The organism is Neobacillus notoginsengisoli, assembly GCF_003515685.1.
In the GTDB taxonomy this organism is placed as follows: domain Bacteria; phylum Bacillota; class Bacilli; order Bacillales; family Cytobacillaceae; genus Bacillus_D; species Bacillus_D notoginsengisoli.
This window is the reverse complement of the sequence record NZ_QWEG01000013.1, coordinates 85,909-111,592: the sequence shown is the minus strand read 5'-3', so window position 1 is coordinate 111,592 and position 25,684 is coordinate 85,909. Positions and strand designations below refer to the sequence as shown.

19 protein-coding genes and 1 pseudogene are annotated in these 25,684 nt (G+C 43.5%); 17 read left to right on the top strand and 3 right to left on the bottom strand.

The window, feature by feature from the left end; translation table 11 throughout:
* Window positions 1–47: 47 nt before the first annotated feature.
* The gene (locus tag D1B31_RS19105; RefSeq protein ID WP_118923416.1) at window positions 48–782 is read right to left on the bottom strand and encodes a GntR family transcriptional regulator; all 735 of its coding nucleotides are present in this window, start codon (window positions 780–782) and stop codon (window positions 48–50) included.
* Between the two features lie 273 nt (window positions 783–1,055).
* Here D1B31_RS19105 and D1B31_RS19100 point away from each other — a divergent pair, with 273 nt between their 5' ends.
* From D1B31_RS19100 to D1B31_RS19065, 8 genes are all read left to right on the top strand, one after another.
* Window positions 1,056–2,045 (top strand): N-acetylglucosamine kinase, encoded by a 990-nt coding sequence (locus D1B31_RS19100; protein ID WP_118923414.1) that lies wholly within the window; start codon window positions 1,056–1,058, stop codon window positions 2,043–2,045.
* A complete protein-coding gene (locus D1B31_RS19095; RefSeq protein ID WP_118923412.1) occupies window positions 2,030–3,358 on the top strand; it encodes a 6-phospho-beta-glucosidase in 1,329 nt (442 codons plus the stop codon). The genes D1B31_RS19100 and D1B31_RS19095 overlap by 16 nt, the downstream gene beginning before the upstream one ends.
* Window positions 3,359–3,482: 124 nt before the next feature.
* A complete protein-coding gene (locus D1B31_RS19090; RefSeq protein ID WP_118923460.1) occupies window positions 3,483–4,760 on the top strand; it encodes an ABC transporter substrate-binding protein in 1,278 nt (425 codons plus the stop codon).
* Between the two features lie 87 nt (window positions 4,761–4,847).
* Window positions 4,848–5,792, top strand: a complete 945-nt coding sequence (locus tag D1B31_RS19085; RefSeq protein WP_118923410.1) for a carbohydrate ABC transporter permease — start codon at window positions 4,848–4,850, stop codon at window positions 5,790–5,792.
* A 94-nt stretch (window positions 5,793–5,886) separates the two neighbouring features.
* Window positions 5,887–6,666, top strand: coding sequence for a carbohydrate ABC transporter permease (locus D1B31_RS19080; RefSeq protein WP_420846130.1), 780 nt, complete (start codon window positions 5,887–5,889; stop codon window positions 6,664–6,666).
* Between the two features lie 62 nt (window positions 6,667–6,728).
* Complete coding sequence (locus D1B31_RS19075) at window positions 6,729–8,075, top strand: GH1 family beta-glucosidase (protein ID WP_118923406.1); 1,347 nt, start codon at window positions 6,729–6,731, stop codon at window positions 8,073–8,075.
* 330 nt (window positions 8,076–8,405) lie between these two features.
* Window positions 8,406–8,867 (top strand): BsuPI-related putative proteinase inhibitor, encoded by a 462-nt coding sequence (locus D1B31_RS19070; RefSeq protein WP_118923404.1) that lies wholly within the window; start codon window positions 8,406–8,408, stop codon window positions 8,865–8,867.
* Window positions 8,868–8,982: 115 nt separating this feature from the next.
* Window positions 8,983–9,735 carry an AAA family ATPase gene (locus tag D1B31_RS19065; protein WP_118923402.1) on the top strand — a complete coding sequence of 251 codons (753 nt, stop codon included), beginning with the start codon at window positions 8,983–8,985 and terminating at the stop codon, window positions 9,733–9,735.
* Window positions 9,736–9,857: 122 nt separating this feature from the next.
* Here the strand turns inward: D1B31_RS19065 and D1B31_RS19060 are convergent, their stop codons facing one another.
* Window positions 9,858–10,313, bottom strand: a complete 456-nt coding sequence (locus D1B31_RS19060; RefSeq protein WP_118923400.1) for an ASCH domain-containing protein — start codon at window positions 10,311–10,313, stop codon at window positions 9,858–9,860.
* Between the two features lie 856 nt (window positions 10,314–11,169).
* Between D1B31_RS19060 and D1B31_RS19055 the strand changes: the two are divergent.
* Window positions 11,170–13,683 (top strand): annotated as a pseudogene (locus tag D1B31_RS19055) (DEAD/DEAH box helicase family protein); the annotation flags it as partial.
* Between the two features lie 128 nt (window positions 13,684–13,811).
* Here D1B31_RS19055 and sstT read toward each other — a convergent pair.
* Window positions 13,812–15,050: a serine/threonine transporter SstT gene (gene sstT / locus D1B31_RS19050; RefSeq protein WP_118923396.1), complete on the bottom strand. Its 1,239-nt coding sequence runs from the start codon at window positions 15,048–15,050 to the stop codon at window positions 13,812–13,814.
* Window positions 15,051–15,402: 352 nt separating this feature from the next.
* On the opposite strand from sstT, the gene D1B31_RS19045 reads away from it, so the two are divergent.
* The 8 genes from D1B31_RS19045 to D1B31_RS19010 all read left to right on the top strand — a co-directional run bounded on the left by D1B31_RS19045 (window position 15,403) and on the right by D1B31_RS19010 (window position 25,668).
* Entirely contained in the window at window positions 15,403–16,899 is a 1,497-nt protein-coding gene (locus D1B31_RS19045; RefSeq protein WP_118923394.1) for an amidase family protein, read from the top strand.
* Between the two features lie 113 nt (window positions 16,900–17,012).
* Window positions 17,013–18,419 carry a M20/M25/M40 family metallo-hydrolase gene (locus D1B31_RS19040; protein WP_118923392.1) on the top strand — a complete coding sequence of 469 codons (1,407 nt, stop codon included), beginning with the start codon at window positions 17,013–17,015 and terminating at the stop codon, window positions 18,417–18,419.
* 387 nt (window positions 18,420–18,806) lie between these two features.
* On the top strand, window positions 18,807–19,898 hold the full coding sequence (locus tag D1B31_RS19035; RefSeq protein ID WP_240035346.1) for a sugar ABC transporter substrate-binding protein: 1,092 nt from the start codon (window positions 18,807–18,809) through the stop codon (window positions 19,896–19,898).
* A 97-nt stretch (window positions 19,899–19,995) separates the two neighbouring features.
* Window positions 19,996–21,504, top strand: coding sequence for a sugar ABC transporter ATP-binding protein (locus tag D1B31_RS19030; protein ID WP_118923390.1), 1,509 nt, complete (start codon window positions 19,996–19,998; stop codon window positions 21,502–21,504).
* A 2-nt stretch (window positions 21,505–21,506) separates the two neighbouring features.
* Window positions 21,507–22,511 carry an ABC transporter permease gene (locus tag D1B31_RS19025; RefSeq protein ID WP_118923388.1) on the top strand — a complete coding sequence of 335 codons (1,005 nt, stop codon included), beginning with the start codon at window positions 21,507–21,509 and terminating at the stop codon, window positions 22,509–22,511.
* A 17-nt stretch (window positions 22,512–22,528) separates the two neighbouring features.
* Window positions 22,529–23,749: an S-methyl-5-thioribose kinase gene (gene mtnK, locus D1B31_RS19020; protein ID WP_118923386.1), complete on the top strand. Its 1,221-nt coding sequence runs from the start codon at window positions 22,529–22,531 to the stop codon at window positions 23,747–23,749.
* 20 nt (window positions 23,750–23,769) lie between these two features.
* The gene (gene mtnA, locus D1B31_RS19015; protein WP_118923384.1) at window positions 23,770–24,819 is read left to right on the top strand and encodes an S-methyl-5-thioribose-1-phosphate isomerase; all 1,050 of its coding nucleotides are present in this window, start codon (window positions 23,770–23,772) and stop codon (window positions 24,817–24,819) included.
* Window positions 24,820–24,882: 63 nt separating this feature from the next.
* Window positions 24,883–25,668, top strand: a complete 786-nt coding sequence (locus D1B31_RS19010; RefSeq protein WP_118923456.1) for a DeoR/GlpR family DNA-binding transcription regulator — start codon at window positions 24,883–24,885, stop codon at window positions 25,666–25,668.
* The last annotated feature ends 16 nt before the right edge of the window (window positions 25,669–25,684 follow it).

Genomic DNA, 25,684 nt, shown 5'->3' with positions numbered 1-25,684 from the left:
GGGACATAAACTCCTAAAAATACAGAATGATTTAAAAACAATCCTGATCAACCATACAGCCTTTCAATTGTGAATTTATATCGGTCTCCACGAAAAACGGCTTCTGAGTATTCAATAGGATCATCGTTATCATTATAAGTAATTGTTTCTAATGAAAATATTGGGGTGCTTCTGGAGATATTTAATTGTTTGCTCACATTTTCATCGGCTAGAATTGGTTCAATTTCCTCAAGGGTTTTCTTAATTTTCACATTGTATTTTAATTGAAGCAGTTTAAATAAAGAATTTTTACAATCCTCCGCATCATTGATAAGCCCTGGGGCAAAATGCCATGGGATGAAGGCGATTTCATATTGCATCGGTTCATCGTTTACATAGCGGATTCTTTCAAGCCGGTTTACGGGATCGTTTTCCTTAATTTTTAGTTTTTTCGAAAGAGACTTATCTGCAGGTATTACTCTCAAATCTAAAATCTCAATATTTGGAAGATAACCTTGTTCGATTATTTGGTCCACAAATCCTTTGCCAGCAGTGGAAAGTGACTGTGAAATTTTGGGCTTAGATACAAATGTACCACTTCCCTGAACTTTTACAATCCTGCCTTCCAAGGCCAATTGGTCCAATGCAAGTCGGACGGTTGTTCTACTAACATTATATTCCGCACAAAGTTCCATCTCAGTAGGCAATTTGTCCCCGACCTTATACAATCCTGATTGAATTTTTTCTGAAATGGACTTTTTTACCAGACTGTATAATGAAGATTCCTGTTTATCTTGAATCATACTAACTCCCCCAGTAAATACTTTTCGTGATTTGTAGTAACAATTATAGAACAAATTGAACGAAATGTCTTTCAATTAATAATATTCTCCGCCTTTGTTTGATAAACACTACATAATTATCTGTTATCAGAAAATTACCAAAGATATTATTGACAAATTTGTAATAACAAATATATAATCATTACAACAAGTATTTCCTGAATTGGTGCAAGATTGGTAGATTTGATTAAATTGCCGTTTAATAAATAATAACTTAAAAGAAGAGGGATAGACTTGGCTATTTTAATGGGCGTTGATGGTGGCGGCACTAAGACTTTTACGGTTATTAGTGATGAATATGGTAATTTGCTAGGATCGGGAATTTCAGGATGTGGAAACCACCAGGTGAATGGCATAGAACAAACTTTGACAAATATTCACGAGTCTATTGAAAGCGCTTTATCAGGAGCAAAGCTAAAGAAAGGCGATATAGATTTTGTACAATTTGGCCTGGCTGGTGCCGACCGTGAAAAAGATTTTAAAATATTAAGGCCGGCCCTTGGAAGTCTTTCTTTTCCCACTTGGGATGTAGTTTGCGATACGATGGAAGGCCTGCGGACGGGCTCCCCTACTAATACGGGCGTTGTTTTGGTTTGTGGAACTGGGACAAATGCAGCAGGCAGGAATAAAGCAGGAAAAGTTATTCAAACTGGTGGATTCGGTTATTTATATGGGGATTTCGCAGGAGGCTCACAAATGGCTGTTGAAACATTTAGAGCCGCTGTCCGGTCCTGGGAAAAAAGGGAGCAACCTTCGATTTTGGTAAAAGAAGTGCCAGCGTTTTTTAACTTTTCAACTATGGAGGAATTAATCAATTCCTTTTTAGACACTGAAGTTTATGAAGTCCCAAGTGAATTAACAGAAGTTTTACATAAAGCGGCAGATGAAGGTGATCCTGCATCTATAAAAATATTAATGGAAACAGGAAGAGAACTCGGATTGGCTGCCAATTCCGTAATTGAAAGGCTCGGAGATTTAGATGGTATCATCCCAATTGTTTTGACAGGAAGTGTATTACAGAAGGGCCGAAATAAATATCTTCTCGATTCTATTGAAAAAACTATTTCAAATATTAATCCGGACATAAAATTATGTATCCCAGATATGGAGCCTGTATACGGTTCAATATTATTGGCTATGGATCATTTGGATATTGTTGCTTCGATTGATGTTTATAAGAAGTTTGAATCATATGGAGGTTATAAAAAATGGACAAGGGTTTGAAAGTAGCCGTAATTGGTGGTGGGTCTTCCTACACCCCTGAATTAATTGAAGGTTTTATTAAACGGTATCATGAGCTGCCGGTAAAGGAGCTTTATCTAGTAGACATCAAGGAAGGAAGCGAAAAGTTAACCATTGTTGGCAATCTTGCAAAAAGAATGCTTGAAAAGGCAGGGGTACCAATAGATTTAAAGCTAACATTCGATCGGCGACAGGCTTTAAGAGATGCGGATTTTGTCATTACTCAAATTCGTGTTGGATTATTGGAAGCACGGGCCCGTGATGAGAAAATTCCTTTGAAGTATAAATGCATAGGACAAGAAACTACCGGTGCGGGAGGATTTGCTAAGGCGATGCGGACAATTCCGGTTATTTTGGACATTTGTAAGGAAATAGAGGAACTGGCTCCAAATGCATTCCTACTTAACTTTACGAATCCAGCTGGAATCTTAACAGAAGCAGTGTTGAAGCACACGAATGTTAAGACAATTGGTCTATGCAATATTCCTATTGGAACAAAGATGCAGATCGCAAATCTTTGTGAAACAGATATAGCCAATGTTCAACTCGAAATGGTCGGCATTAATCATCTGAATTGGACAACGAAAGTAATGGTTAGCGGGAAAGACATTACTGATGAGGTGCTCTCTAAAGCATCGGGGGAGCAAGGGTTAACGATGAAGAATGTGCCTGATTTTGGTTGGGACGAATTGTTCTTACAATCACTGAATGCTCTGCCGTGCGCTTACCATCGTTATTTTTATATGCGGGATGAAATGCTGGCTGAACAACTGGATTCATTAAATACAACAGGTACTAGAGCTGAAATCGTTCAAAAGGTTGAGGCGGAATTATTTGAACTATATAAAGATCCAGCACTTGATATTAAACCGCCTCAGCTTCAGGAGCGGGGAGGAGCCTATTACTCAGAAGCCGCGTTGGATTTGATTTCTTCCATCTATAACGATAAAGGGGACATTCAAACTGTAAACGTTAAAAATAATGGAACAATTCCTTGCCTGCCGGATGAAGTTTCTATAGAAGTAAATTGTGTAATTAATGCCAAGGGAGCATACCCCGTTAAATTAGATACTTCTTTGTCCCCGCAGATTCGGGGGCTGCTGCAAGTTGTAAAGGCATACGAAGAGTTGGCGGTAGAGGCAGGCGTAACCGGGAATTATCAAATTGCCCTGCAGGCGTTAGCGATTCATCCATTGGTAGGTTCAGTCAACCTGGCAAAAGCAATATTGGATGACATCATAGAAGAAAACAAATCCTTTTTGCCTCAACTTGTTGGTGAAGGACAGTTAAGCTGAGTAGGTGGAACTTTTATTTGTACAAATTTTTTATGTGCAAATAAGTGAAATATATTTTTTAAGGAGGGCAGGAAATTAAGTAGGCTGATTTGAAATAATTTAAATTGGGGGAATTCCATTGCATATGAGAAAAATGATGCTTATTATCGGATTGGTTCTAACACTTATTTTGAGTGCATGCTCAAATAGCAGCAGTTCAAAAACGAAAGATGGGGATGGTAAAGAAAATATTACACTTTCTATGTGGGTGTTTGGAAGCCCGGGTTATGACAAGTTTTTGGATGCATATAAAAAAGTTAAACCTAATGTAACAATAAAAATACAGTCAGCTGACTATGCAGACCACCATGACAATCTTTTTACAGCTATCTCCGCCGGAAGTGGTGCACCGGATATTGCTATGATTGAGAACGGTTACATTCAACAATACCTTGATGCCCAGGATAAATTTAATAACCTCGCTGACTTTGGAGCGAACGATATTAAGGGAGATTATCTTGACTGGAAATGGAAGGTCGGAACAAGCAAGGACGGAAAATTTGTGTTGGGAATCCCAACTGATATAGGCCCTACGGTTATGTATTATCGGACTGATCTTTTTGAAAAAGCAGGTTTGCCCACCAAACCGGATGAGGTCAAAGGTCTAATTAAGACCTGGGATGATTTCAGGGAAGCTGCGCTGAAAATAAAAGAAAAAACGGGCGTACCAATGACTGATAACGCTGATTTTGTATTTAGTTCTATCAGGGACCAAGCGCCAGAATCTTATTTTAATACCAAGGATGAATTAATCATCGAGTCATCTCCATATGTAAAAGAAGCGTATGATTATACTGTTAAGCTAATTAAAGACGGGGTTGTAGGAAAAGTGGAAATGTGGTCTCCTGAATGGGGAACAGGAATGAATGAGGGAAGCTTCGCTACTTTACTTGCACCAGCTTGGCTGCAAAATGTTATCACAGGAAACGCTCCGGATGCTTCGGGTAAATGGGCAATTACTCAGCTACCTGAAGGTGCCGCCAATGATGGAGGTTCATACTTAGGAATTCCGTCCCAATCCAAACATGCAAAAGAAGCATATGAATTCATAGCCTGGCTGCTTTCGCCGGAGAATCAACTTGAATCCTTTAAGGCGGAAGGATTATTCCCATCCACTCCGTCAATCTACAAAGATCCTGCTTTTACTGAATTCACCCATGAATACTTCAGCAATACGAAAACTGCTCAGGCATATGCTGAAGCAGCAGAACAAGTTGATTATGTTTATACAGGAAAGTATTACTCAATTGCGGACACAGAAATTGAGACGGCTCTGACAAATGTGGCAGTTGATGGCCGCGACCCTGAAAAAGAGTGGAAAGAGGCCGTCAAGAGAATAAAGCGGCAAATTGAAAGACAATAAAAAAGTAAATGTAAAATCCTTAGAAATGATTGCTAGTGAACGCTTGCCAATCTTTCTAAGGATTTTATGGTAAAGCGGGGGGACATGATGCCAATTTTGCAAACGGATACAAAGAAAGTGAAAGTAAAAAATAAAAAATTTACTCTTAATTTGACAGAAAGAAAGAAAGAGCAAATCGCTGGGTATTTGTATATATCCCCTTTTTTTATATTATTTTCGATTTTTGGGTTATTTCCAATTTTATATAGTTTTTATCTTGGATTTCAGAAATGGAATGGCCTTGGGGAAATGGAGTTCGTCGGTTTGAGGAACTTCAAACTCATTTTTGAAGATCCATTATTTTGGAAGTCAATTTACAATACGTTTATCATTGCGTTAATGGGAACTCTTCCTCAGCTGCTTGTAGCATTTCTTCTCGCTTTTGCATTGAATTCCGCTTTAATAAGATTCAAAAACTTTTTCAGAGTTTCCTTCTTTTTGCCCAATGTTACATCAATTGTTGCTGTAGCAATAGTCTTTGGTACTTTATTCACGAATTCTGAGACGGGGCTGGTTAATGCGTTACTTTCCCTTTTTAATATTCCACCAATTAATTGGAGTACAAATGAATGGGGCGTTAAAATTGCTATTTCTTCAATGGTTTTTTGGAGATGGGTTGGATACAACACCATCATATATTTAGCAGGCATGCAAAGCATTCCAAATGAGTTGTATGAAGCTGCTAAGATAGACGGTGCCAATCTTCGGCAGCAAATTAGGTATGTGACACTGCCAATGTTAAAACCGGTTCTAATTTTTACCATATTCATTTCTACAATAGGTTCAATCCAGCTCTTTACCGAACCACTTGTCTTTGTTGGCAGGGCAATGAGAGAAGAAGGAATTACAGTTGTTCTATATTTGTACAGGGAAGCATTTGTAAATAATGCATTCGGAACCGCTTCAGCTACTGCGATCGTTTTGTTTTTAATCATTATATTGGTCTCTACGATAAATGTACTGATTACCAATCGAATCGGAAATACAAAATGAAAGGATGGGATGAAAATTGATGAAGATTACAAGTACAGGAGACAAGAAGAAAAGATGGTCTATTTCAAAAATCTTCACTTACATTCTATTATTTATGGGCTCCCTTCTTTCCTTGTTTCCGTTTTATTGGATGTTTGTGATTGCGACAAATCAGACCCATGTCGTCAATAAAATGCCTCCAGCCATGCTGCCGGGAAAAGAATTGGTTAAAAACTTCCAGAATGTATTAAGTAATATTGACTTTTTCAAGGCACTGCTAAATTCGTTTATTGTTTCAACAACAGTCACTCTTTCAGTCTTGTTTTTATGTTCATTGGCAGGGTATGCTTTTGCTAAACTCCGCTTTCGTGGGAAAAATTTGCTGTTTGCTTTTATATTAGTCACTATGATGATCCCTCCACAGCTGGGATTAATCCCATCTTATGTCATCATTACGAAATTAGGTTGGTTAAATGATTTAAAAGCAGTCATCGTACCAGGAATGGTAAGTGCATTTGGGATTTTTTGGATGAGGCAATATATCAAGGAGTCTGTTCCAGATGAACTCATCGAAGCTGCTAAAATAGATGGCTGTTCACATTTCAGGATTTATTGGAATGTGGTTGTACCGTTGCTTCTTCCTGCATTTGCGACGCTGGGGATTATTACCTATATGGGTGTTTGGAATGACTTTATGTGGCCTCTTGTAGTTCTGAAGGACTCTTCCATGCACACGATTCAAGTCGCGATACGATCTTTAAATGATACATATGTGAGAGATTATGGCATGGTTATGTCCGGTACTTTTTGGTCAACTGTCCCACTAATTATTATATTCTTGATTTTTAATAAGTTTTTTATCGATAGTTTGACAAAAGGAGCCATAAAAAGCTAAACCTGCTGCCCTTTGATGGGAGTCGTCTTTTACAAAATAATAACAAAATTGAGGTTTTACAAATGGCGATTATACAATTTCCAAAGAATTTTAAGTGGGGTACCGCAACTGCTTCCTATCAAATTGAAGGGGCTGCATTTAAAGATGGGCGCGGGCTTTCAATTTGGGACACCTTTTCACATACCGCAGGAAAGGTATTGAACGGAGACAATGGTGATGTGGCATGTGATAGCTATCATCGGTATGAAGAAGATATTGAACTTATGAAGGAATTGGGAATTGATCTATACCGGTTCTCCGTTTCCTGGCCGCGAATATTTCCAAACGGAATGGGAGAAGTTAATAAAAAAGGTTTGGAATTTTATCATAAGTTTGTGGACAAGCTCATTGAAAACGGGATTGAACCCATGTGCACCCTATATCATTGGGATCTTCCGGAGGTTTTACAAGAAAAAGGCGGGTGGGCAAACCGGGAGACGATTGATGCTTTTGTCCACTATGCGGAGCTCATGTTCAAAGAGTTTAATGGCAAGATTAAACTTTGGATTACATTAAACGAACCATGGTGTATCTCATTTTTATCCAATTATATAGGGGCACATGCACCGGGAAATAGGGATTTGCAACTTGCAGTGCAAATATCCCATCATTTATTGGTTGCCCACGGGAAAACTGTCCGTAAATTCCGCGACATTTCTATTGATGGCAAAATAGGAATCGCACCAAATACGACATGGATTGAGCCATTTAGTAGCCGGGAGGAGGATATAGAGGCGTGCCGCAGAGAAAATGCCTATTTTATTGAATGGTTTATGGATCCTTTATTCAAAGGAGAATATCCGCAATTCATGGTTGAATGGTTTAAGAGAAAAGACGTTGAAATGCAAATGAATCCCGAGGACATGCAAATAGTCCAGGAACCGATAGACTTTCTTGGAATCAATTATTATACCGGTCACCTTGCCAGATTTAAAGAAAACGAGGGTCTATTTGACAGTGAATTCGTTGAAATGGGATATGAAAGAACTGATATAGGATGGCCTGTATATCCGGAAGGTTTTTTTAAGGTATTGACCTACATTTCCGGCAGATATGGAAACATTCCTATCTATATTACGGAAAACGGCAGTTGTTATAATGAGGAACCGCAAAATGGCGTTGTAGCCGATGAAGGCCGTATTAAGTATTTGAAGCAACATTTAACAGCCTTAAGCCGAAGTATTGAATCTGGTGTAAATATTAAAGGGTATCTTACATGGTCTCTTCTCGATAATTTTGAGTGGGCAGAAGGGTACAGTAAACGTTTTGGCATTGTTCATGTGAATTTTCGGACATTAGAGAGAACAAAAAAGAATAGTTATTATTGGTATAAGCAAGCTATTTCCAACAATTATTATATATATGAATAAGCAAATACAGTTACTCTTTAAGATATCTTGATGAAATCATAAACGGTTAGGCTGGCCACTAGAATTTTTAGCTGCCGTGTATGTGATTGAGTAAAATAAATAATTCTTCGGTAATTTCCTGAGAATGTTATGTTGCGGGTGAGTTTGGAATGCCCCTTTGCTATGTCGGCAAGGGGGATTTTTTGCGCATTATCTAACAATTATCAAGTGGATTGGTCCGTTACTTGTTAGGGAAAGTAAGAAATAATACCGCCAACCATTGAAACATTAAAAAGCTTTTTTTCGACCAATATAGTACAAGGGCAATTAAAAACAACAAGGCGGTGTCACATGAAGAAAATTTTACTGATTTTGCTGCTCGGAACCTTGGTCACAGGATGTGGAACAGCGAACGAGGCGCCAGTTGATAAACCTGCACAAAAGGTCAATGGAGGAGGAAAAGGGATTGTGGCAAATGAAGTGAAGGCAACTCTGACAGAGATTAGCCCGCTTGTTTTTCAATATGAACTAAATAATCAGACAGAGGAAGCTGTGAACCTGGAATTCAGCAGCTCCCAGCGAGTTGATTATTCTGTAATGGACAAGGACGGGAACGAAGTATTCCTGTTTTCCAGTGCCGCGTTATTTGCGCAAGTAATGGGAAAAGAGACAATCTTACAAGGTGATACATTCAACTACGAAATCAATTTACACGAACTAAATCTGCAGAAAGGCGACTATACACTAACCGCCTGGATGACACCAAGAAATGGACAGCAATATAAGGCATCAGAAAAATTTACAGTTGAGTGAGGCAGGGGACGGTTCTAGCGCTTCATTCGGTACTCGAAAGAAGCAGTGGAACCGTCCCGCTGCTTCTCTTTGGATTGAAAGAAAATTGAAGTGGGTACAAAATGGGGTGGCAGAGATGAAACTGGAGCGGCATACACAGTTTATTAGGGAAATTATTTTGAAAAAAGAAATGGTTGAGTCGGATGACCGGTTCCCATTTCAGCTTCCGGTCATCCGGAATTTTCAGGACCTTGTATTGCATCCGAGTGTTACGTATATCGTAGGCGAGAATGGAATGGGGAAGTCAACGTTGCTGGAGGGAATTGCGGTTGCATATGGATTTAATCCGGAAGGCGGCACGTTGAATTTCAATTTCTCAAGTTATGACTCGCATTCAGATTTGCACGAGTACCTCCGCCTTGTTAAAGGGGTATTCATGCCAACCGACAATTTCTTTTTCAGGTCCGAGACGTTTTATAATCTTGCCACAAATATAGAAGAAATGGACCGGGTGGGCGGCGGAGGGAGGATTATTGATTCTTTCGGCGGAAAATCGCTCCATGAACAGTCGCATGGCGAGTCTTTTTTTGCCGCGTTTAATGAACGGTTTCAAGGGAACGGCCTATACATCCTTGACGAACCTGAAGCAGCTTTGTCACCGCTCAGGCAGATGTCACTGCTGGCAAGAATTGACCAGCTTGTCCGTACCGGCTCGCAGTTTATCATCTCAACCCACTCACCCGTCATCATGGCCTACCCAGATGCGAAAATATTGGAGATAACCGAGGAAGGCATCAACGAAACCAGCCTCGAAAACACCAGCCACTACACCCTCATGAACCAATTTTTCAATGACAGGGAAAGGTTCCTGCGGCATTTGTTGGAGTGAGGCAGGGGACGGTTCCGGTGCTTCATTCGGAACTCGAAAGAAGCACCGGAACCGTCCCCTTGCTTCAACATGAATAAAGAAAATGCGAAAACGAAAAACGCATCGGAAAATTCAAAGCATTTTTACCGACCTTTTACATCGACCAATTCGAAACGTTCGCATACGAGCATCATATCTTCGGAAAACTCAAGTCCTAATTTTTTCAGCTCTTCGGTAAAGAACCTGACGTGCGCCTCTTTCCAATACCGATACGTTCTGTCTCCTTCGCCTTCTGCAATGGCAAAATCCTCAGGTACCTCATTCATCGGCATTTTTTTGACATTGACTGTTTTAATCATCGCTACAGCTTCGTCTTTGCTATTTAGGACGATGCTATAGTCGCCGACAGCTGGCAACCGCTCATTTTCTAGTTCATAAAATATGTAGCCGGAACAAGTGGCTGTTTTAATGCCGTCTATGACCAGTTGTGCCAAATAATCCGGGTCATCGCCGAATTGCCAAGCGCTGACTGATGCTGGCCTTTCTGTCCCTTTCGAATCCCAATAGTCATTCCAATACATTTGTGCTGCTTCGTTCATTTCCCTTCCCCCTTTCAAACTAACAGCCGTACCGCCTCACCTCTAAATCATATCATTTCGTTCCATCTATGGATGCTACTAATTTATTCGGTATTATGGAGCAGTGGAATCGTTCCCGTGCTTCACCCCTTAAGCAGGACTTTCCAATTCCGTTGGAGAATTACTAGTTTAGAAGGTTTTTGTAAAGAGATTTGCCTGTGAACTTTTGTAAGGCTGTCTTTATTCACTAATTTACTCATTCGTTCATACTTCTATAAATAATATATACAGGGAGTGATTAAAGTGAAAGTGAAGATGAAAAGATGCATCCGCTGTAAAACTCTCTTAAGCTACTCCTCCAAAATCTGCTACAAATGCGGCAGTACGGAATTGGAGAGATGTATAAAATCGTAATCTGCCCCTGTGGCGATGCCCTAAGCACTTTAGTGGTTCAACTTTTAAAAGAGGTTCGTATGAAAATTATCGGAATCATAAATCCTCGAAATTCAAAACTAAACAAGACAGCGAAGCAACTAATGGAGTTTGATGAGAATTTCGAAAAAATTATGGGTGTTGATAATTTGTAGAATAAAAGACCAGACATTAAAATTTAAGCTGTCTGGTTTTTAATTGGCAAAATTAGCGCTAGAGCATTTAAGAACTCCTCCTGCATGGGCGTGTTTCCGGTATTATTTCGCTTCCCGAATGAAGCAATGGAACCGTCCCCGTGCCTCACTTGTATGCTATTATTTACTGTAGATTTAGTTATGAATGATAGCGTGTTCAAGATACAGAATTCATGGATGATATAGTGAAGGCCAATGCAATCGAGACTTTGAGGAAGAATGGGATCCATGATGTTAGGAGTGTGTAAGGTGTGAAGCTGAAGTTTCAGGCAGACCTTAGTTACCAGCGCCAAGCCATCGATGCCGTTGCGAATATTTTCCTGGGACAGGCAAACAGGCAATCGAATTTCACCGGATCCAATGGTGCGGAGGCCGGCATGATTCAAACGGAGTTGGGCATCGGGAACCGGCTTGACTTGACGTCGGAGGAACTGTTGGAAAATGTCCAGGAAGTTCAGATCCAGAATGGGCTTCCGCGAAGCGAGTTGCTCGAGAGGATGAATTTCACGGTTGAAATGGAGACTGGCACAGGGAAAACCTATGTCTACCTAAGGACGATTTATGAGCTGAACAGGCAATACGGCTTCACGAAGTTCGTCATTGTCGTGCCGTCCGTTGCCATTCGTGAGGGTGCCAATAAGTCGCTGCAAATGACCGAGCAGCATTTTAAGGAGCTGTACGATTGTCAGCCGCTCGAATATTTCATTTATGATTCGGCAAAATTGGAACAGGTGCGCAATTTTGCCATGGCTACGGCAATCCAGGTAATGATTATCAACATCGATGCGTTCCGGAAAAGCTTCACTACCCCCGAAAAAGAGGACAAAACCAACGTCATCCACCGAGCCAATGACCTTCTTAATGGCTATCGTCCGATTGAGTTCATTCAGCAGACGAACCCAATTGTCATCATTGATGAGCCGCAGAGTGTCGACAGGACCCCGAAGTCCAAAGAAGCGATCGCCTCACTGGCTCCATTATGCACATTAAGATATTCAGCGACGCCTATTGATCAATATAATCTGATTTACCGGCTCGATGCCGTAAAGGCGTATAACAAGAAACTGGTCAAGAAGATTGAGGTCATGTCTGTCAGGTCAGAGCAATCGTTCAACATGCCGTATATTAAGTTGCTTGAAGTGAGTGAGCAGAGGGCGAAAATTGAGCTTGATGTGGAAACCCAAGGGTACGTGAAGCGGGTTGCAAAAATGGTCAAGAATGACGAGAACCTTTTCGACCTTTCTGGTGGCCGCGAACTGTACCGCGCTTACCGGGTCGAGCAAATCGACTGGACGCCTGGCAATGAATCGATTGAAATCAATGGCCATTATTTAGCTGTCGGTTATTCGCTTGGCGAGTTGAATGATGACACATTGAAGCGGTACCAAATCCGTAAAACGATAGAAGAGCATCTTGAAAAAGAGCTTCGCTACAGGCACCTCGGCATTAAAGTGTTAAGCCTTTTCTTCATAGATAAGGTAGCTAATTACCGGGATTACGACAAGGGCGGGAATCCGGTCAAAGGCAAGTATGCCATCATGTTTGAAGAGGAATACAAGCAACTGGCGGGGAAACCGAAATATCGGCCCCTTTTTGCTGGCATTGATGTCGAGTTTGAAATTGAAAACTTTCACAACGGCTATTTTGCCCAAGATAAAAAGGGCGTGTTGAAGGATACAAAAGGGAATGTCACTGCGGATACCGACGTTTACAGATTGATTATGAAGGAAAAAGAACGGCTGCTGAGCCTTGACGAACCACTCCGGTTTATTTTCTCCCACTCCGCTTTAAGGGAAGGGTGGGATAATCCGAACGTCTTTCAAATTTGTACGCTAAAGGATTCGGGCGGGACGTATGTGAGCAGGAGGCAGGAGATTGGCCGGGGCTTGCGCCTTGCCGTTAATCAGGACGGGGAGCGCGTGACGGATTATGATGTGAATACACTGACAGTCATGGCCAATGAATCGTACGAAGAGTTTGTCGCCAATCTGCAGACCGAATTGGAAGAGGAGACCGGGATTGTTTTTGGCAAAATTGAAAAGCATAATTTTGCCAGGCTGGCTTACTTGGACGAGGTGACGCAAGAGCCGGTTGCGATGGGTTATGATTACTCGGCAAACTTATATGGAGTCTTGAAGGCGGAAGGGTATGTCGACCAAAAGGATAAGTCGACCGCGAAGCTGAAGGAAGCGCTGGAGGATGATGAGGTTGTGCTTCCGGATGAGTTTCAGCCATGGCGGGCCGCAGTGTTGAAGGAGCTGAAGCAAATCACTAACGGCCTGCCCGTGACGGATGCGAGCAGGAAGAAAAGGGTAAGGCAGGATAAAGCGGTTGCCGACAGCCAGGTTTTTATGGAAGTATGGGACAAAATCAAGGAAAAAACCGTCTTTTCGATTGAAATTGACAGCGGTGAGCTAATCCGGAAGTCGATTGAGGCAATTAGGATAATGAACAGGATTGACAAAACACGAATCATTAGCCGGAAGGACACGATTTCCGGGTTTGACCGGATGACTGGTGTGAGCGGAGCCGTGCTGAAAGAGCAGGTCGACCAAACTGTCGACGCTGCCCATGTGCTGCCCGATGTGATTACCGAGCTGCAAAATCGCACGAATCTGACCCGGAGGACCATTGTCCAAATTTTGACTGGCTGCGGCCGGCTTGAAGAATTCAAACATAATCCACAAAAGTTCATCCAGGAAGTAGTTAAGATCATCCAGCAGGAGATGAAGCTGCTCCTGGGCAATGGAATCAAGGACCACAAACCAAGATAGACGTTCAATTCAAGGCTCCAAGAGCACCCAAAGGGCCGGTGAAGCAGCGGAACCGTCCCCCTGCTTCGAAAAAAAGCCCGCAATCGGCACTTTGCGATTGCGGGCTTTGTTGTGTCTGGTTATACGGCTTTTTTCATTTTAAAGTTTGTTCCTTCAAGCCGTTTTTTCCGGTATTCGGCTGCGGCTGTGAAGAGTACGTCTGTTGAAGAGTTTAGGGCTGTTTCAAAGGAATCCTGAAGGACGCCGATGATAAAGCCAACGCCGACCACTTGCATGGCGACATCGTTTGGAATACCGAACAGGCTGCATGCAAGCGGGATTAACAGGAGTGAACCGCCGGCAACACCCGAAGCGCCGCACGCGGCAACGGCTGACAGTACGCTTAGGATAATGGCAGTCGGGATGTCCACATTGATGCCAAGTGTGTGAACTGCAGCAAGAGTCAAGACAGAAATTGTAACAGCTGCGCCTGCCATATTGATGGTCGCGCCAAGCGGAATTGAAACAGAATACGTATCCTTGTCCAATCCGAGCTTTTCGCACAGCCTCATATTAACAGGAATGTTGGCGGCTGAGCTACGTGTGAAAAAGGCGGTAATACCGCTTTCCCTGATGCATTGGAAGACGAGTGGATATGGATTCTGACGCGCTGTAAAGAAAACAATCAGCGGATTGACGACCAAAGCAACAAAGAGCATGCAGCCGATCAAAATGAGCAGCAATCTGCCGTAGCCAAGCAAGGAGTCAAGCCCGCTTGTTGTAATTGAATCGATGACAAGACCCATGATGCCAAGCGGCGCAAGTCGGATGACCCACCTAACCACTTTTGTAATGGCTTCCGAGAAATTCGTAATGACTGTTTTTGTTGAGTCCGGCGCATTTTTTAATGCTAGGCCAAGAACGATGGCCCAGGCCAGGATTCCAATGTAATTTGCGTTGAAAATGGCTTTAACTGGGTTATCGACGACATTCATCAATAATGTTTTGAGAACTTCAATCACTCCGCCGGGAGCTTCCATGCCCTCGGCACCCTCTGCGAGTGTCAGGGTGACAGGGAAAATAAAGCTGACAATAACTGCAATCAACCCTGCCAAAAAGGTTCCCAGCAAGTATAGGGTAAGAATGGATTTCATATTGGTTTTCTGGCCGCTCTTATGCTGCGCGATAGCCGACATAACCAAGAATAAAACGAGTATCGGTGCAACTGCTTTTAACGCACCTACAAATAATGAACCGAAGATGACCAACGATTTTGCAACTTCTGGAACCGCCAAAGCCAACGCAACCCCAATGGCAAGGCCAATGACAATTTGCTTTACCAGGCTGATCTGATTCCATTTCCCCAATAGATTTTTCATGATTTCCCCCCACTTGTGCAAAATGACTTGCTGTGTTTATAGCCTTTGCCTGCTCTGGTAAATCCCCCTACTAGATTTGCCCATTCTCAACAAATGCTACTAGTATTATATTGAAAATTTAGAACTATTACAATGGCAGGATTTTGACAAAAATAAGACAGATATGGAACAGCAAACAAAAAAACCATTATAACAGGGGGAAACAGATGAAGCAACGGTGAAGCAGCGGGACGGTTCCGCTGCTTCATTCGGGTTCCGAATGAAGCACTGGAACCGTCCCCTGCCTCAAAGAGGAATACCTGGGACGGGTATCGAATAGGTAGTTAAAGAGATTGTTTTGGAGGGGGATTTGATGGGTTTTCGTGAGTATGGGGCGTTTGATGGGCTTGGATTGGCGGAGCTTGTAAAAAAGAAGGAAGTCGAGCCGAAGGAATTGGTTGAGGAAGCGATTAGTAGAATTGAAGCGCTGAATCCTAAGTTGAATGCGGTCATCAACAAAATGTATGAGAAAGCAATGAAAAGCGCCATTTCTAGTGATTTGTCCGGGACCTTTACAGGTGTTCCGATGCTGCTGAAGGATATTACCCAGGAAATCACAGGAGAACCGCTGACTGCCGGATCGAAGGCACTCCAAGATTACCGTGCGATACAAGATTCAACTTATGTAAGTAAACTGAGAAAGACAGGTGCGATTTTTCTGGGCCAGACAAACGTGCCGGAATTCGCTCTGATGGGTATTACCGAACCAGCATGCCATGGGCCGACAAGAAATCCATGGAATGAACACTATACGCCCGGTGGGTCTAGCGGCGGCTCGGCTGCTGCAGTGGCATCGGGAATGGTCCCGATAGCCGGTGCGAATGACGGCGGCGGCTCGATTCGTATTCCTGCAGGGTATTGCGGTTTGTTCGGCATGAAGCCCACCAGGGGAAGGACGCCGGTTGGGCCCGTTTTCGGGAGACAATGGCAAGGTGCTTCTGTTGAACATGTCCTCACCCGAACAGTCAGGGACAGCGCCGCCATGCTCGATGAATTGACGCTCCTAGAAAAAGGAGCGGCCTTTTTGGCACCACGGTTTGATGGATCCTATCTTGAACAAGCATCATTTCCAACTGGCGAGGGATTGCGTATTGCGTTTTCAGTCACTTCACCAATTGGCACACCGGTTGACCCTGAATGCAAGGAAGCCGTCTATCAAACGGCGAAGCTTTTGGAAGAAATGGGCCATGTTGTCGAAGAAGCAGAGCCACCTGTGGATGGCAAAAAGCTGGCCAATAGCTATTTGACGATGTATTTTGGCGAGGTTGCAGCCTCGATTGCTTCCCTGGAGGAAGTGCTAGGCCGGAAAGCGAAGTTTACCGACGTGGAACCGACGACCTGGCTTTTGGGGCTCCTTGGAAAAGCGGCATCGGCGGAAGAGTTCGTTCTCAGCCTACGGGAATGGGACAAAGCTGCCTTTGTAATGGAAGAATTCCATCAAACCTATGATTTTTACATGACCCCGACAACAGCCTATCCACCTGCAAAAATTGGCGAACTCGAGCCGGGGGCTGCCGAGAAGCTGGCCATAAATCTGATTGGGCGCGCCCGGACGGGCAGTCTGTTAAAAAAACTTGGCATCGTTGACCAGCTGGCTGAGAAAAGTCTGATGAGAACACCGTTCACCCAATTGGCGAACCTAACAGGCCAGCCGGCCATGTCTGTCCCGATGCATTTGACTGCCGACGAGCTTCCGTGCGGTGTCCAGTTTATTGCCGCAAGGGGAAAAGAAGACAAGCTTTTCCGTCTCGCGGGAGAGCTTGAAACAACGAAGCTGTGGGTTTCAGGTTCCAATAGATTTATGAAGTAGTCATTTGTTTCCTTCACCGTTGATACACTATTAAAAGAATAGTGAGAAAATAGAAGGGATACTCTTTCGTTTGCCGAAGTAATAGAGTGAACATCATTTTAGGAGGTTGTTTGATGGTTAAACCGCAATTAGACGTGCTGAGGAAGCTTGCAAGTGAGGAATTACAACATGCCATTGGAACTTTACAGGATTACTTGAGACTTCCGTCCATATCAGCACGGAATTTTGGCATCTCTGAAACGGTTGAATATGTTGTAAAAATGATTCGGGAAACTGGAGGCGAAGTCCAGGTTCTTGATGATTTGGGAGGCAATCCTGTCGTATATGGTTTTTTTGCAGCGGGGGAGGAAGGGGATGCCGGCAAAACTTTATTGTTTTACAACCACTATGACGTCCAGCCGCCAGAACCGATTGATGAATGGAAATCAGACCCGTTTACTCCGGTCATTGAAGACGGAATTCTTTTTGCAAGAGGGGCTTCAGACAATAAGGGTGACCTTGTTGCCCGTCTCGCTGCCATCAAGGTGCTGCAAAAAGCGGGTGGGCTTCCATGCAACATCAAGTTCCTCATTGAAGGAGAAGAGGAGATTGGCAGCCCGAACCTTGCGCCATACTTGACGAAGTACAAGAATTTATTCGCAGCGGAAGCCTGTATTTGGGAGTTTGGCGGCAAGGATGAAAAAGAGCGAATCAATATGGTGGCTGGAATTAAAGGGATGGCTTATTTGGAGCTAAGCTGCATCGGGGCCGATATTGATATGCATTCATCGGTAGGGGCATATGTTGATAACGCGGCGTGGCGTCTCGTCCAGGCGCTTGCCACAATGAAAAATCAACAGAATGAAATTGTAGTCGAAGGATTTTATGATGGCATCATTCCGCCAACGGAGGAGGAAATCGAGGCTGTCCTTGCGCTTCCGTTTGATGAAGTGGCGACCGCAAGCCTCTATGGGCTGAAGCGCCCGCTTATCACTGCCGAGAAGGGAATCGATCCGCGGGAAGCGATGGTCTTTCACCCAACGATGACCATTTGCGGGATTGTCAGCGGCTATACGGGCGAAGGGACGAAGACAGTCCTGCCAAAAAGCGCAAAGGCGAAGCTTGATTGCCGTTTAGTTCCCGGGCAGGATCCGGACCATATTTTTTCGTGTGTCAAAAAGCATTTAACCAAGCACGGATTCGAGGATGTGGAGGTCACACTCCTGAGCGGACAAAAGGCCTACCGTTCCAATTTCAACCATCCGTTTGTTAAGCATGTGATGGCAACCGCAAATGATGTATATGAGGCAGGAAGCATTCTCGCACCCAACTCCGCGGGAACTGGCCCGATGCATATTTTTGGCGAGCAGCTTCAGCTTCCAATTGTCAGCACGGGAGTAAGCTGGGTTCAAGCAAAAGCCCACGCGCCGAATGAATCGATTCGCCTTGCGGATTTTGAGGAGGGCATTGTCCATATGGCCCACATGCTCGTAGGGCTGCCTGAGGCGCTTGAACAAAAAGAAGAAATTATTGAAGCTTAGTGCGGATTTATTTTGGGCAGTGTTCAATAGCTGAATGACTGGTATTTGATTTTCTGTTCTTTTTTAAAGTTTGCAGGGGTATGAAACGGGGATGGTTCAGATTCTTTCGGGTTCCGAAAGAAGTACTAGGGCCATCCCCTTCTTAACGCTGTTTTTCAATTTTTTGAAAAGTGAAAAAATATGTTGACATGTTTATGCGTAAGAGGATAAATTTAATATAAGGTGTTCGGTTTGAACATGTTTGTGTTAGTTTAGAACATACTTTTGGCATTGGTGTTTATTATGGCACACGATTAGGAGGGCGGGGGAGGGGAAAGTTCTTTTCTTGAAGGATGAATTTGATGGAAGCTGTGTTTTGGCGGGAGTAAAAGAAAAGGGGGTACTTTCATGAATATGAAAAGGATTGTATTGATCATTACTTCATTACTAATCATACTTGCTGGCTGCTCAGGAAAAGGGGAACAGGCTTCTGGCAAAAAGGTTGAAGGTGTTCCTGAAGGCGTCCAGGGCGGGATTAAAATTGCTGTTATCCGAAATCTTCCTTCTGATGACCACACTAAGCAGTTCCTCGACGGGACAAGAAGTGAGGGTGAGTCTTTTGGGATGAAGGTGGATACTTTCATTGCGGAAAATAATGATGCGAAGTTCCAGGAGCTGGTCGCCCAGGCAATCCAAAAGGATTATGACGGATTGATCATTTCACACGGCAAAAAGGATTATTCATATGACATGATTAAGCCTGCTGTAGATAAAGGTATGAAAGTCGTCACTTTTGACACAGTTATTGACAAAAATGGCCAAACTCTTGACGGTGTCACGACTACTTTCCAGGATGACTATAAACTGGCCGAACTTTCCCTGGATGAAATCGCGGCTTTATCAAAAGATGGAAAGCCGGTAAAGGTTATTAAGCTCTGGTTCGGGCCTGGTGTCCCACCGCTCGACAGACGCCAGGAAATTTACAAGAAATATGAAGAAGACAATAAAATCGAAACGTTAGAAGTCATCGGGCCTACGAACTTCCAAGACGTCCAGGGAGACATTGCCGCGAAAGTCAGCTCAATTCTAGCTAAATATCCAAAAGGTTCTGTAGATGCGGTTTGGGGCTCGTGGGATGAAATGGCAAAGGGCGCCTATAAGGCAATGAAGGACAGCAACCGTTCCGATATTAAACTTATTTCGATTGATATCTCAAATCAGGATATCAACTTTATGCGTGAAGATAAGAGCAATTGGCTTTCTACCGCAGCGGTAGACCCCCGCCTGATTGGAATAGTGAACATGAGGCTATTGGCTAAGAAACTGGCAGGGGAAGAGACGCCGGATACGTATGACCTTGAAGCAAAGCTCATTAAACAAGACGATTTAAATGACGATACGAATATGACAAATCTGCAGAACGTTGTCGAGGGCTGGGGCAAGTCTGATGCATTTAATGAAGAGTGGATGGATAAGCTCCGCGAAAATTATAAAAAGTAAGGGGGCTGGGAGAAGAGTAGTTTGCTAGATTGCTACTCTTTTCCCATTTCTCCTGTATTGGTTGCAAGCTAGGTTGGATAGGGGGGACAAATAATAAATGTGCAAAACCAAAATAGAAATGCGGAACATTTCAATTGAATTCCCTGGAGTTAAGGCCCTTTCGGATGTTGATTTTGAAATGGAGTCAGGGACAATCCATGCGCTGATTGGAGCAAACGGCGCAGGAAAATCAACTTTGATGAAAATTCTGTCTGGTGCTTATAACCACTACACCGGAAAAATTTTGATAAACGGCAATGAAGTACATATCGATTCACCGCGTACCGCAAAGGAACTTGGAATAGATATAGTCTACCAGGAGGTAGATACGGCTTTAATTCCTTATCTGGATGTCGGTGAAAATATCATGCTGGATGTGCTGGCCACTAAGATGAAACATAAGCAGTTTGTGAACTGGAAAGAGATTTATAGAAAAGCTAGAAATGCCTTGAATCTATTAAACCTTCACATTGATGTGAAGATGAAAGTTGCCGACCTTGACCTTGCACAAAAGCAAATGGTGCTGATCGCAAGAGCAATTGTGGAAGAAAAGAGGTTCCTGATTCTCGATGAGCCTACTGCGCCGCTCAGTCATAGGGAAACAGAGGAGTTGTTCAGGGTGGTGCGCGATCTTGCCAACAATAACGTAGGGATTATTTTTATTTCCCATCGCCTTCCTGAGCTTTTTGAAATCTGTGAGACGATTACTATTATGAAGGATGGCAAAAACGTCATCACCCAACCAATTGAAGGACTTTCAAAAAGGGATGTTATTGAATATATGCTGGGCAGGAACTTTATCGAGCAACATCAAAAACCTGATAGCAAAATAGGAAAAATCGCTTTGGAAGTGGTTAGTCTTTACGAGAAAGGCGGTCTTATAAAGGATGTTAGCTTCCATGTCCGAAAAGGGGAGGTCATCGGGATTGCAGGGCTGGTTGGTGCCGGGAAGACAGAATTATGTAAAACAATTTTTGGCGCCCTCCCAATTGAAAGCGGAAAAATATTAATAGGTACCAATCCGGTTAAAATAAAAACAACGTATGCCGCAGTGAAACATGGCCTGGCACTTGTTCCTGAAGAGCGTCGGAAGGAAGGCGTCCTGGTGGAAGAACCCGTTTACAGCAATTTATCGGCATCCAACTTGCATAATTTTACTTCCAAGCTTGGATTTCTCAGGCCAAAGGCGGAAAAGGAGGCAGCCAGGAAGATGATCCAGGATCTCGGAATTAAGACTCCGAGTGAAAGCCAGAAGGTCGCCCTTCTCTCCGGTGGGAACCAACAAAAGGTCGCAGTCGGCAAATGGCTGATGAGCAATGCGGAAATCTATGTCTTCGATGAACCTACAAAAGGGGTCGATGTAGGAGCAAAGGGAGACATTTTCGATTTAATTAGCGGCCTGGCCGAAAATGGAAAAGGAATTATTTATGCTTCCAGCGAAATGACTGAAATCCTCTCCATTACCGACCGTATTTACGTCATGTATGATGGACGGATTGTGAAAGAGCTCCTTACGCATGAGACAAATGAACAAGAAATCCTTTACTATTCAACAGGGGGAAAATAGAAATGGCGCCGAATCTTGAAATCAAAAGTAATCCGTCCCGGGGACTTGGCGGCACACTTCAGTTCATCAATAACTGGGGCACTGTTATCGCAATTTTCTTGCTGGTCATTTTCTTTTCTGTATCCATGCCGCATTTTTTGACCGGCTCCAATATCTTGACAATTTTCCGGAGTATCGCAATCGTGACAATTATAGCAGTCGGGTTGACGGTGTCACTGTCGGTCAATGGATTCGATCTATCAATCGGTTCTGCTGCAACAATGTCCAGTTCGCTCGTAGTCGCAATGTTTGTCTGGTTCAGCATGCCGACCGTTCCTTCCATTTTGATTGCGCTTGTGGTCACACTCGTGGTTGCCGCTGTAAATGCTTTTCTAATTGTTAAGGTGAAAATACCGGATTTATTTGCCACACTTGCCACGATGTTCATCTTTGAAGGAGTGGCTATGACTTATACAGGAGGAGGGTCAATCAGCGAGGGGATGCCCCGTCTGGATGGGACCCCCACGAACGGCCAACTCAGTCCACTTTTTGAGAGCTTGGGCCAGGCGCCTGCTATTATCATTATCATGGTTGTTGTCGTCGCTTTTGTTCATATCTTTTTAAATCATACGAAGCATGGCCGGTACATGTATGTGGTCGGGGGGAATATGGAAGCAGCGAGGCTGTCAGGTATTCCGGTAAACCGCTACCGCGCGCTCGCTTACTTCCTGTCCACTCTTTTTGCCGCGCTCGGGGGAATTATTTTGGCTTCAAAAATTGGTTCCGCGCAAATAAATGCCGGGGCGGGATTTCTTATGCCAGCAGTCGCCGCAGCGTTCATCGGTCAGTCAGTCGCGGGTTCCGGGAAGCCAAATTCCATTGGAACTTTTGTCGGGGCTATCCTTGTCGGAGTCCTGGAGAATGGGCTTGTGATGATGTCGGTACCTTATTATTCTTTAAATATTGTTAAAGGTGCTGTTTTAGCACTCGCTCTTGCATCCACTTATTACCGGAAGAGATTAAATTAACTGGGGAGGTTTTGGAAGTGACTTCATTTGATTCGTATTTTCTTATGAATCCTGATGATGTAAAAATGTACGTTCGGGAGAAAATAGCGGGCTTTGAAAACACGGGCAAGCTTTCATGCAAGGAAATTGGTGATGGGAATTTGAATTATGTTTTCCGTGTTGTCGATGAAGAAACAGGCTCTTCAATCATTGTCAAACAAGCGGGGGAGACAGCGAGGATTTCGGATGATTTCAAGCTGTCAACAAACCGAATCCGGATCGAATCGAATATTCTCAAGCTGCAGGGAGAACTGGCTCGAGGCCTCGTCCCTAAAGTTTCCCTTTATGATGAAAGAATGAACTGCTGTGTGATGGAAGACTTATCCGACCATACGATTCTTCGGACAGCTCTTTTGGAGCAAAGAGTCTTCCCGAACCTTGCGGAGGATCTTTCCACCTTTATGGTCAATACATTGCTCCTGACGACAGATGTGGTTCTCGAACACAAGAAAAAGAAGGAATTGGTCAAGGATTATATTAATCCCGAGCTTTGTGAAATCTCCGAGGATCTTGTCTATACTGAGCCTTTTAATAATTGCAACAATCGAAATGAACTGTTTCCCGCAAATAAAGAATGGATCGAGAAAACGATTTATGGGGATGACCGTCTCCGTCTCGAAGCAGCAAAGCTGAAGTTCGCTTTTATTACGAATGCGCAGGCTCTTGTGCATGGAGATTTGCATACGGGTTCCATATTTGTCAAGGAGGATTCGACCAAGGTGATTGACCCTGAATTCGCCTTTTATGGGCCGATTGGATACGACGTGGGAAATGTGGTCGCCAATCTTATTTTTGCCTGGGCGAACTTTACCTTTACCGGCGGATCGAATCTTGACTATAGAAATTGGCTCGAAAGCACAATCGCTAAAACAGTCGACTTGTTCACAGAGAAATTCCTCGCTTCTTGGCAGGAGAATGTAACAGACATTATGGCAAAAGAAAAGGGATTTGCGCAATGGTATCTTGATGGCGTCCTGGCTGATACTGCCGGGATTGCGGGGCTGGAATTGACAAGGCGCATCGTTGGGCTCGCGAAAGTAAAGGATATTACCTCCATTTCAGATGAAAAGAGCCGAGTACAGGCCGAACGGGTTTGCCTGGAAACAGCCAAGGCGTTCATTTTGGAAAGGAAAAGCTACAAGAATGGCCAGGATTTTCTTGATACATTGAAAAAAGTATACAATAGACTAAAAGAATAGATTTAAAGGAGAGATTACTTGTGCCTGGAGAATTGATAACGATTGAATGGAAAAATAATGCGCTTGTCCTGCTTGACCAAACACTTCTGCCAAACCAAATTGTTTATGAGGAGTTCCGTACAGCGGAAGGCGTCTGGGATGCGATCAGGGTCATGAAGGTCAGGGGGGCGCCGGCTATTGGAGTTGCGGCTGCCTATGGACTTTATCTTGGAATAAAGGAAGCGAGTGAGGACTCATACGAGCAATTTTACCAGGAACTGAAAAAGGTTTCTGAACATCTTGGCACTTCGAGGCCGACAGCAGTGAATTTGTTCTGGGCGCTTGAAAGGATGGAAAGGACTGCTGAGCAAAATAAACAGCTGCCGATCCACCAGTTGAAGAACATCCTTCTTGAGGAAGCCATCCTAATCCATAAAGAAGATGAAGAGATTAATAGAAAGATTGGCGAGCACGCCCTTTCGCTTTTTAAAAATGGAATGGGAATCCTGACTCACTGCAATGCTGGTGCGCTGGCGACAACGAAATACGGGACTGCGACCGCACCGATGTACCTTGCCCATGAAAAAGGCTGGGATATAAAAGTTTATACGGATGAAACCCGGCCAAGGATGCAGGGGTCGATGCTTACGGCATTGGAACTTCAGGCAGCGGGAATCGACGTTACAGTTATTACAGATAATATGGCGGCTGTCGTGATGTCGCAAGGAAAAGTCGATGCTGTCATTGTCGGTACCGACCGGGTAGCGGCGAATGGCGATGTCTGCAATAAAATCGGAACATTGGGCGTGTCCATTTTGGCAAGAAATTATGGAATACCTTTTTATGTGGCGGCTCCGACTCCGACAATTGACATGAAAGCGGCAACGGGGGATGATATCCCAATTGAAGAAAGGGAGCCATCTGAAGTGATTAACCGCTTTGGCCAGTTCACCGCGCCGGAAACAATAAAAGTTTACAATCCTTCATTTGATGTGACACCGAATGAGTATGTGACAGCCATCATCACTGAAAAAGGAATTGTACGGGCTCCATATAAAGAGAACCTGAAAAAGCTTTTTAAAACCGAATAGAGGACAAAAACGACCTCAACCACATTGGAAAGAGATGAAGAAAATTTGGACAGGGAATATGCTATGTCAAATGTACCAGAAAACAGGAGAAAAAAGATTGTGAGCATTTTAGAGGAAAGTGACTATGCTGAAGTCTCGCAATTGAGTACTCAATTTCGGGTATCCGAGATGACAATCCGGAGGGACTTGGAGTTCCTCGAAAAAGCTGGCGATGTCATAAGGGTTTATGGTGGAGTAAAACTTAAAACAAAAAGAGTGCATGAAGCATCTATTGAAAAAAGACTGAATACGAATAAGGCGGAGAAGATGGCTATTGCAAGGGAAGCGTCCAAGCTGATTGAGGATGGTGATGTCATTGCCTTTGATGCCAGCACGACAGCTTATGAAGTAAGCAAGCTGATTAAGACGAAGAAGAAGCTGACTGTCGTGACAAACAATATCAGTATCGCAATTGAATTATCCGATGCGGAAGATGTGACAGTCATTTTGTTAGGGGGGTTCCTGCGGGGGAAATCATTATCCCTCGTGGGCGCGTCGCTTCGCAAGTATCTGCAGTCCATTTTTATTGATAAAGCGTTCATTTCAAGCAAAGCCCTCAACTTTACTGAGGGGCTGACCGACGCGACCATCGATGAAGGCGAAGCGAAGCAGGCGCTAATTGGTAAATCTAGCCAAGTCATTGTTTTAGTGGATCATACAAAGCTTGGGAAACTTGCCTTCTTCGAAGTATGCAAAAAAGATAAAATTGATAAGATTATTACAGACGAACTTGAGACCTTATTACCTGATCAGGAAGAATGCATTGAATGCTATCTCTCACACGGAATACCAGTCATTAGGGCCAAATAACAATTTAATAAGGGAG

Excerpts from the sequence above, each read along its gene's own strand:
- D1B31_RS19105 (WP_118923416.1), bottom strand. The coding sequence starts at position 782 with ATGATTCAAGATAAACAGGAATCTTCATTATACAGTCTGGTAAAAAAG.
- D1B31_RS19095 (WP_118923412.1), top strand. The coding sequence starts at position 2,030 with ATGGACAAGGGTTTGAAAGTAGCCGTAATTGGTGGTGGGTCTTCCTAC.
- D1B31_RS19090 (WP_118923460.1), top strand. The coding sequence starts at position 3,483 with ATGAGAAAAATGATGCTTATTATCGGATTGGTTCTAACACTTATTTTG.
- D1B31_RS19085 (WP_118923410.1), top strand. The coding sequence starts at position 4,848 with ATGCCAATTTTGCAAACGGATACAAAGAAAGTGAAAGTAAAAAATAAA.
- D1B31_RS19080 (WP_420846130.1), top strand. The coding sequence starts at position 5,887 with ATGGGCTCCCTTCTTTCCTTGTTTCCGTTTTATTGGATGTTTGTGATT.
- D1B31_RS19075 (WP_118923406.1), top strand. The coding sequence starts at position 6,729 with ATGGCGATTATACAATTTCCAAAGAATTTTAAGTGGGGTACCGCAACT.
- D1B31_RS19070 (WP_118923404.1), top strand. The coding sequence starts at position 8,406 with ATGAAGAAAATTTTACTGATTTTGCTGCTCGGAACCTTGGTCACAGGA.
- D1B31_RS19065 (WP_118923402.1), top strand. The coding sequence starts at position 8,983 with ATGAAACTGGAGCGGCATACACAGTTTATTAGGGAAATTATTTTGAAA.
- D1B31_RS19060 (WP_118923400.1), bottom strand. The coding sequence starts at position 10,313 with ATGAACGAAGCAGCACAAATGTATTGGAATGACTATTGGGATTCGAAA.
- sstT (WP_118923396.1), bottom strand. The coding sequence starts at position 15,050 with ATGAAAAATCTATTGGGGAAATGGAATCAGATCAGCCTGGTAAAGCAA.
- D1B31_RS19045 (WP_118923394.1), top strand. The coding sequence starts at position 15,403 with ATGGGTTTTCGTGAGTATGGGGCGTTTGATGGGCTTGGATTGGCGGAG.
- D1B31_RS19040 (WP_118923392.1), top strand. The coding sequence starts at position 17,013 with ATGGTTAAACCGCAATTAGACGTGCTGAGGAAGCTTGCAAGTGAGGAA.
- D1B31_RS19035 (WP_240035346.1), top strand. The coding sequence starts at position 18,807 with ATGAATATGAAAAGGATTGTATTGATCATTACTTCATTACTAATCATA.
- D1B31_RS19030 (WP_118923390.1), top strand. The coding sequence starts at position 19,996 with ATGTGCAAAACCAAAATAGAAATGCGGAACATTTCAATTGAATTCCCT.
- D1B31_RS19025 (WP_118923388.1), top strand. The coding sequence starts at position 21,507 with ATGGCGCCGAATCTTGAAATCAAAAGTAATCCGTCCCGGGGACTTGGC.
- D1B31_RS19010 (WP_118923456.1), top strand. The coding sequence starts at position 24,883 with ATGTCAAATGTACCAGAAAACAGGAGAAAAAAGATTGTGAGCATTTTA.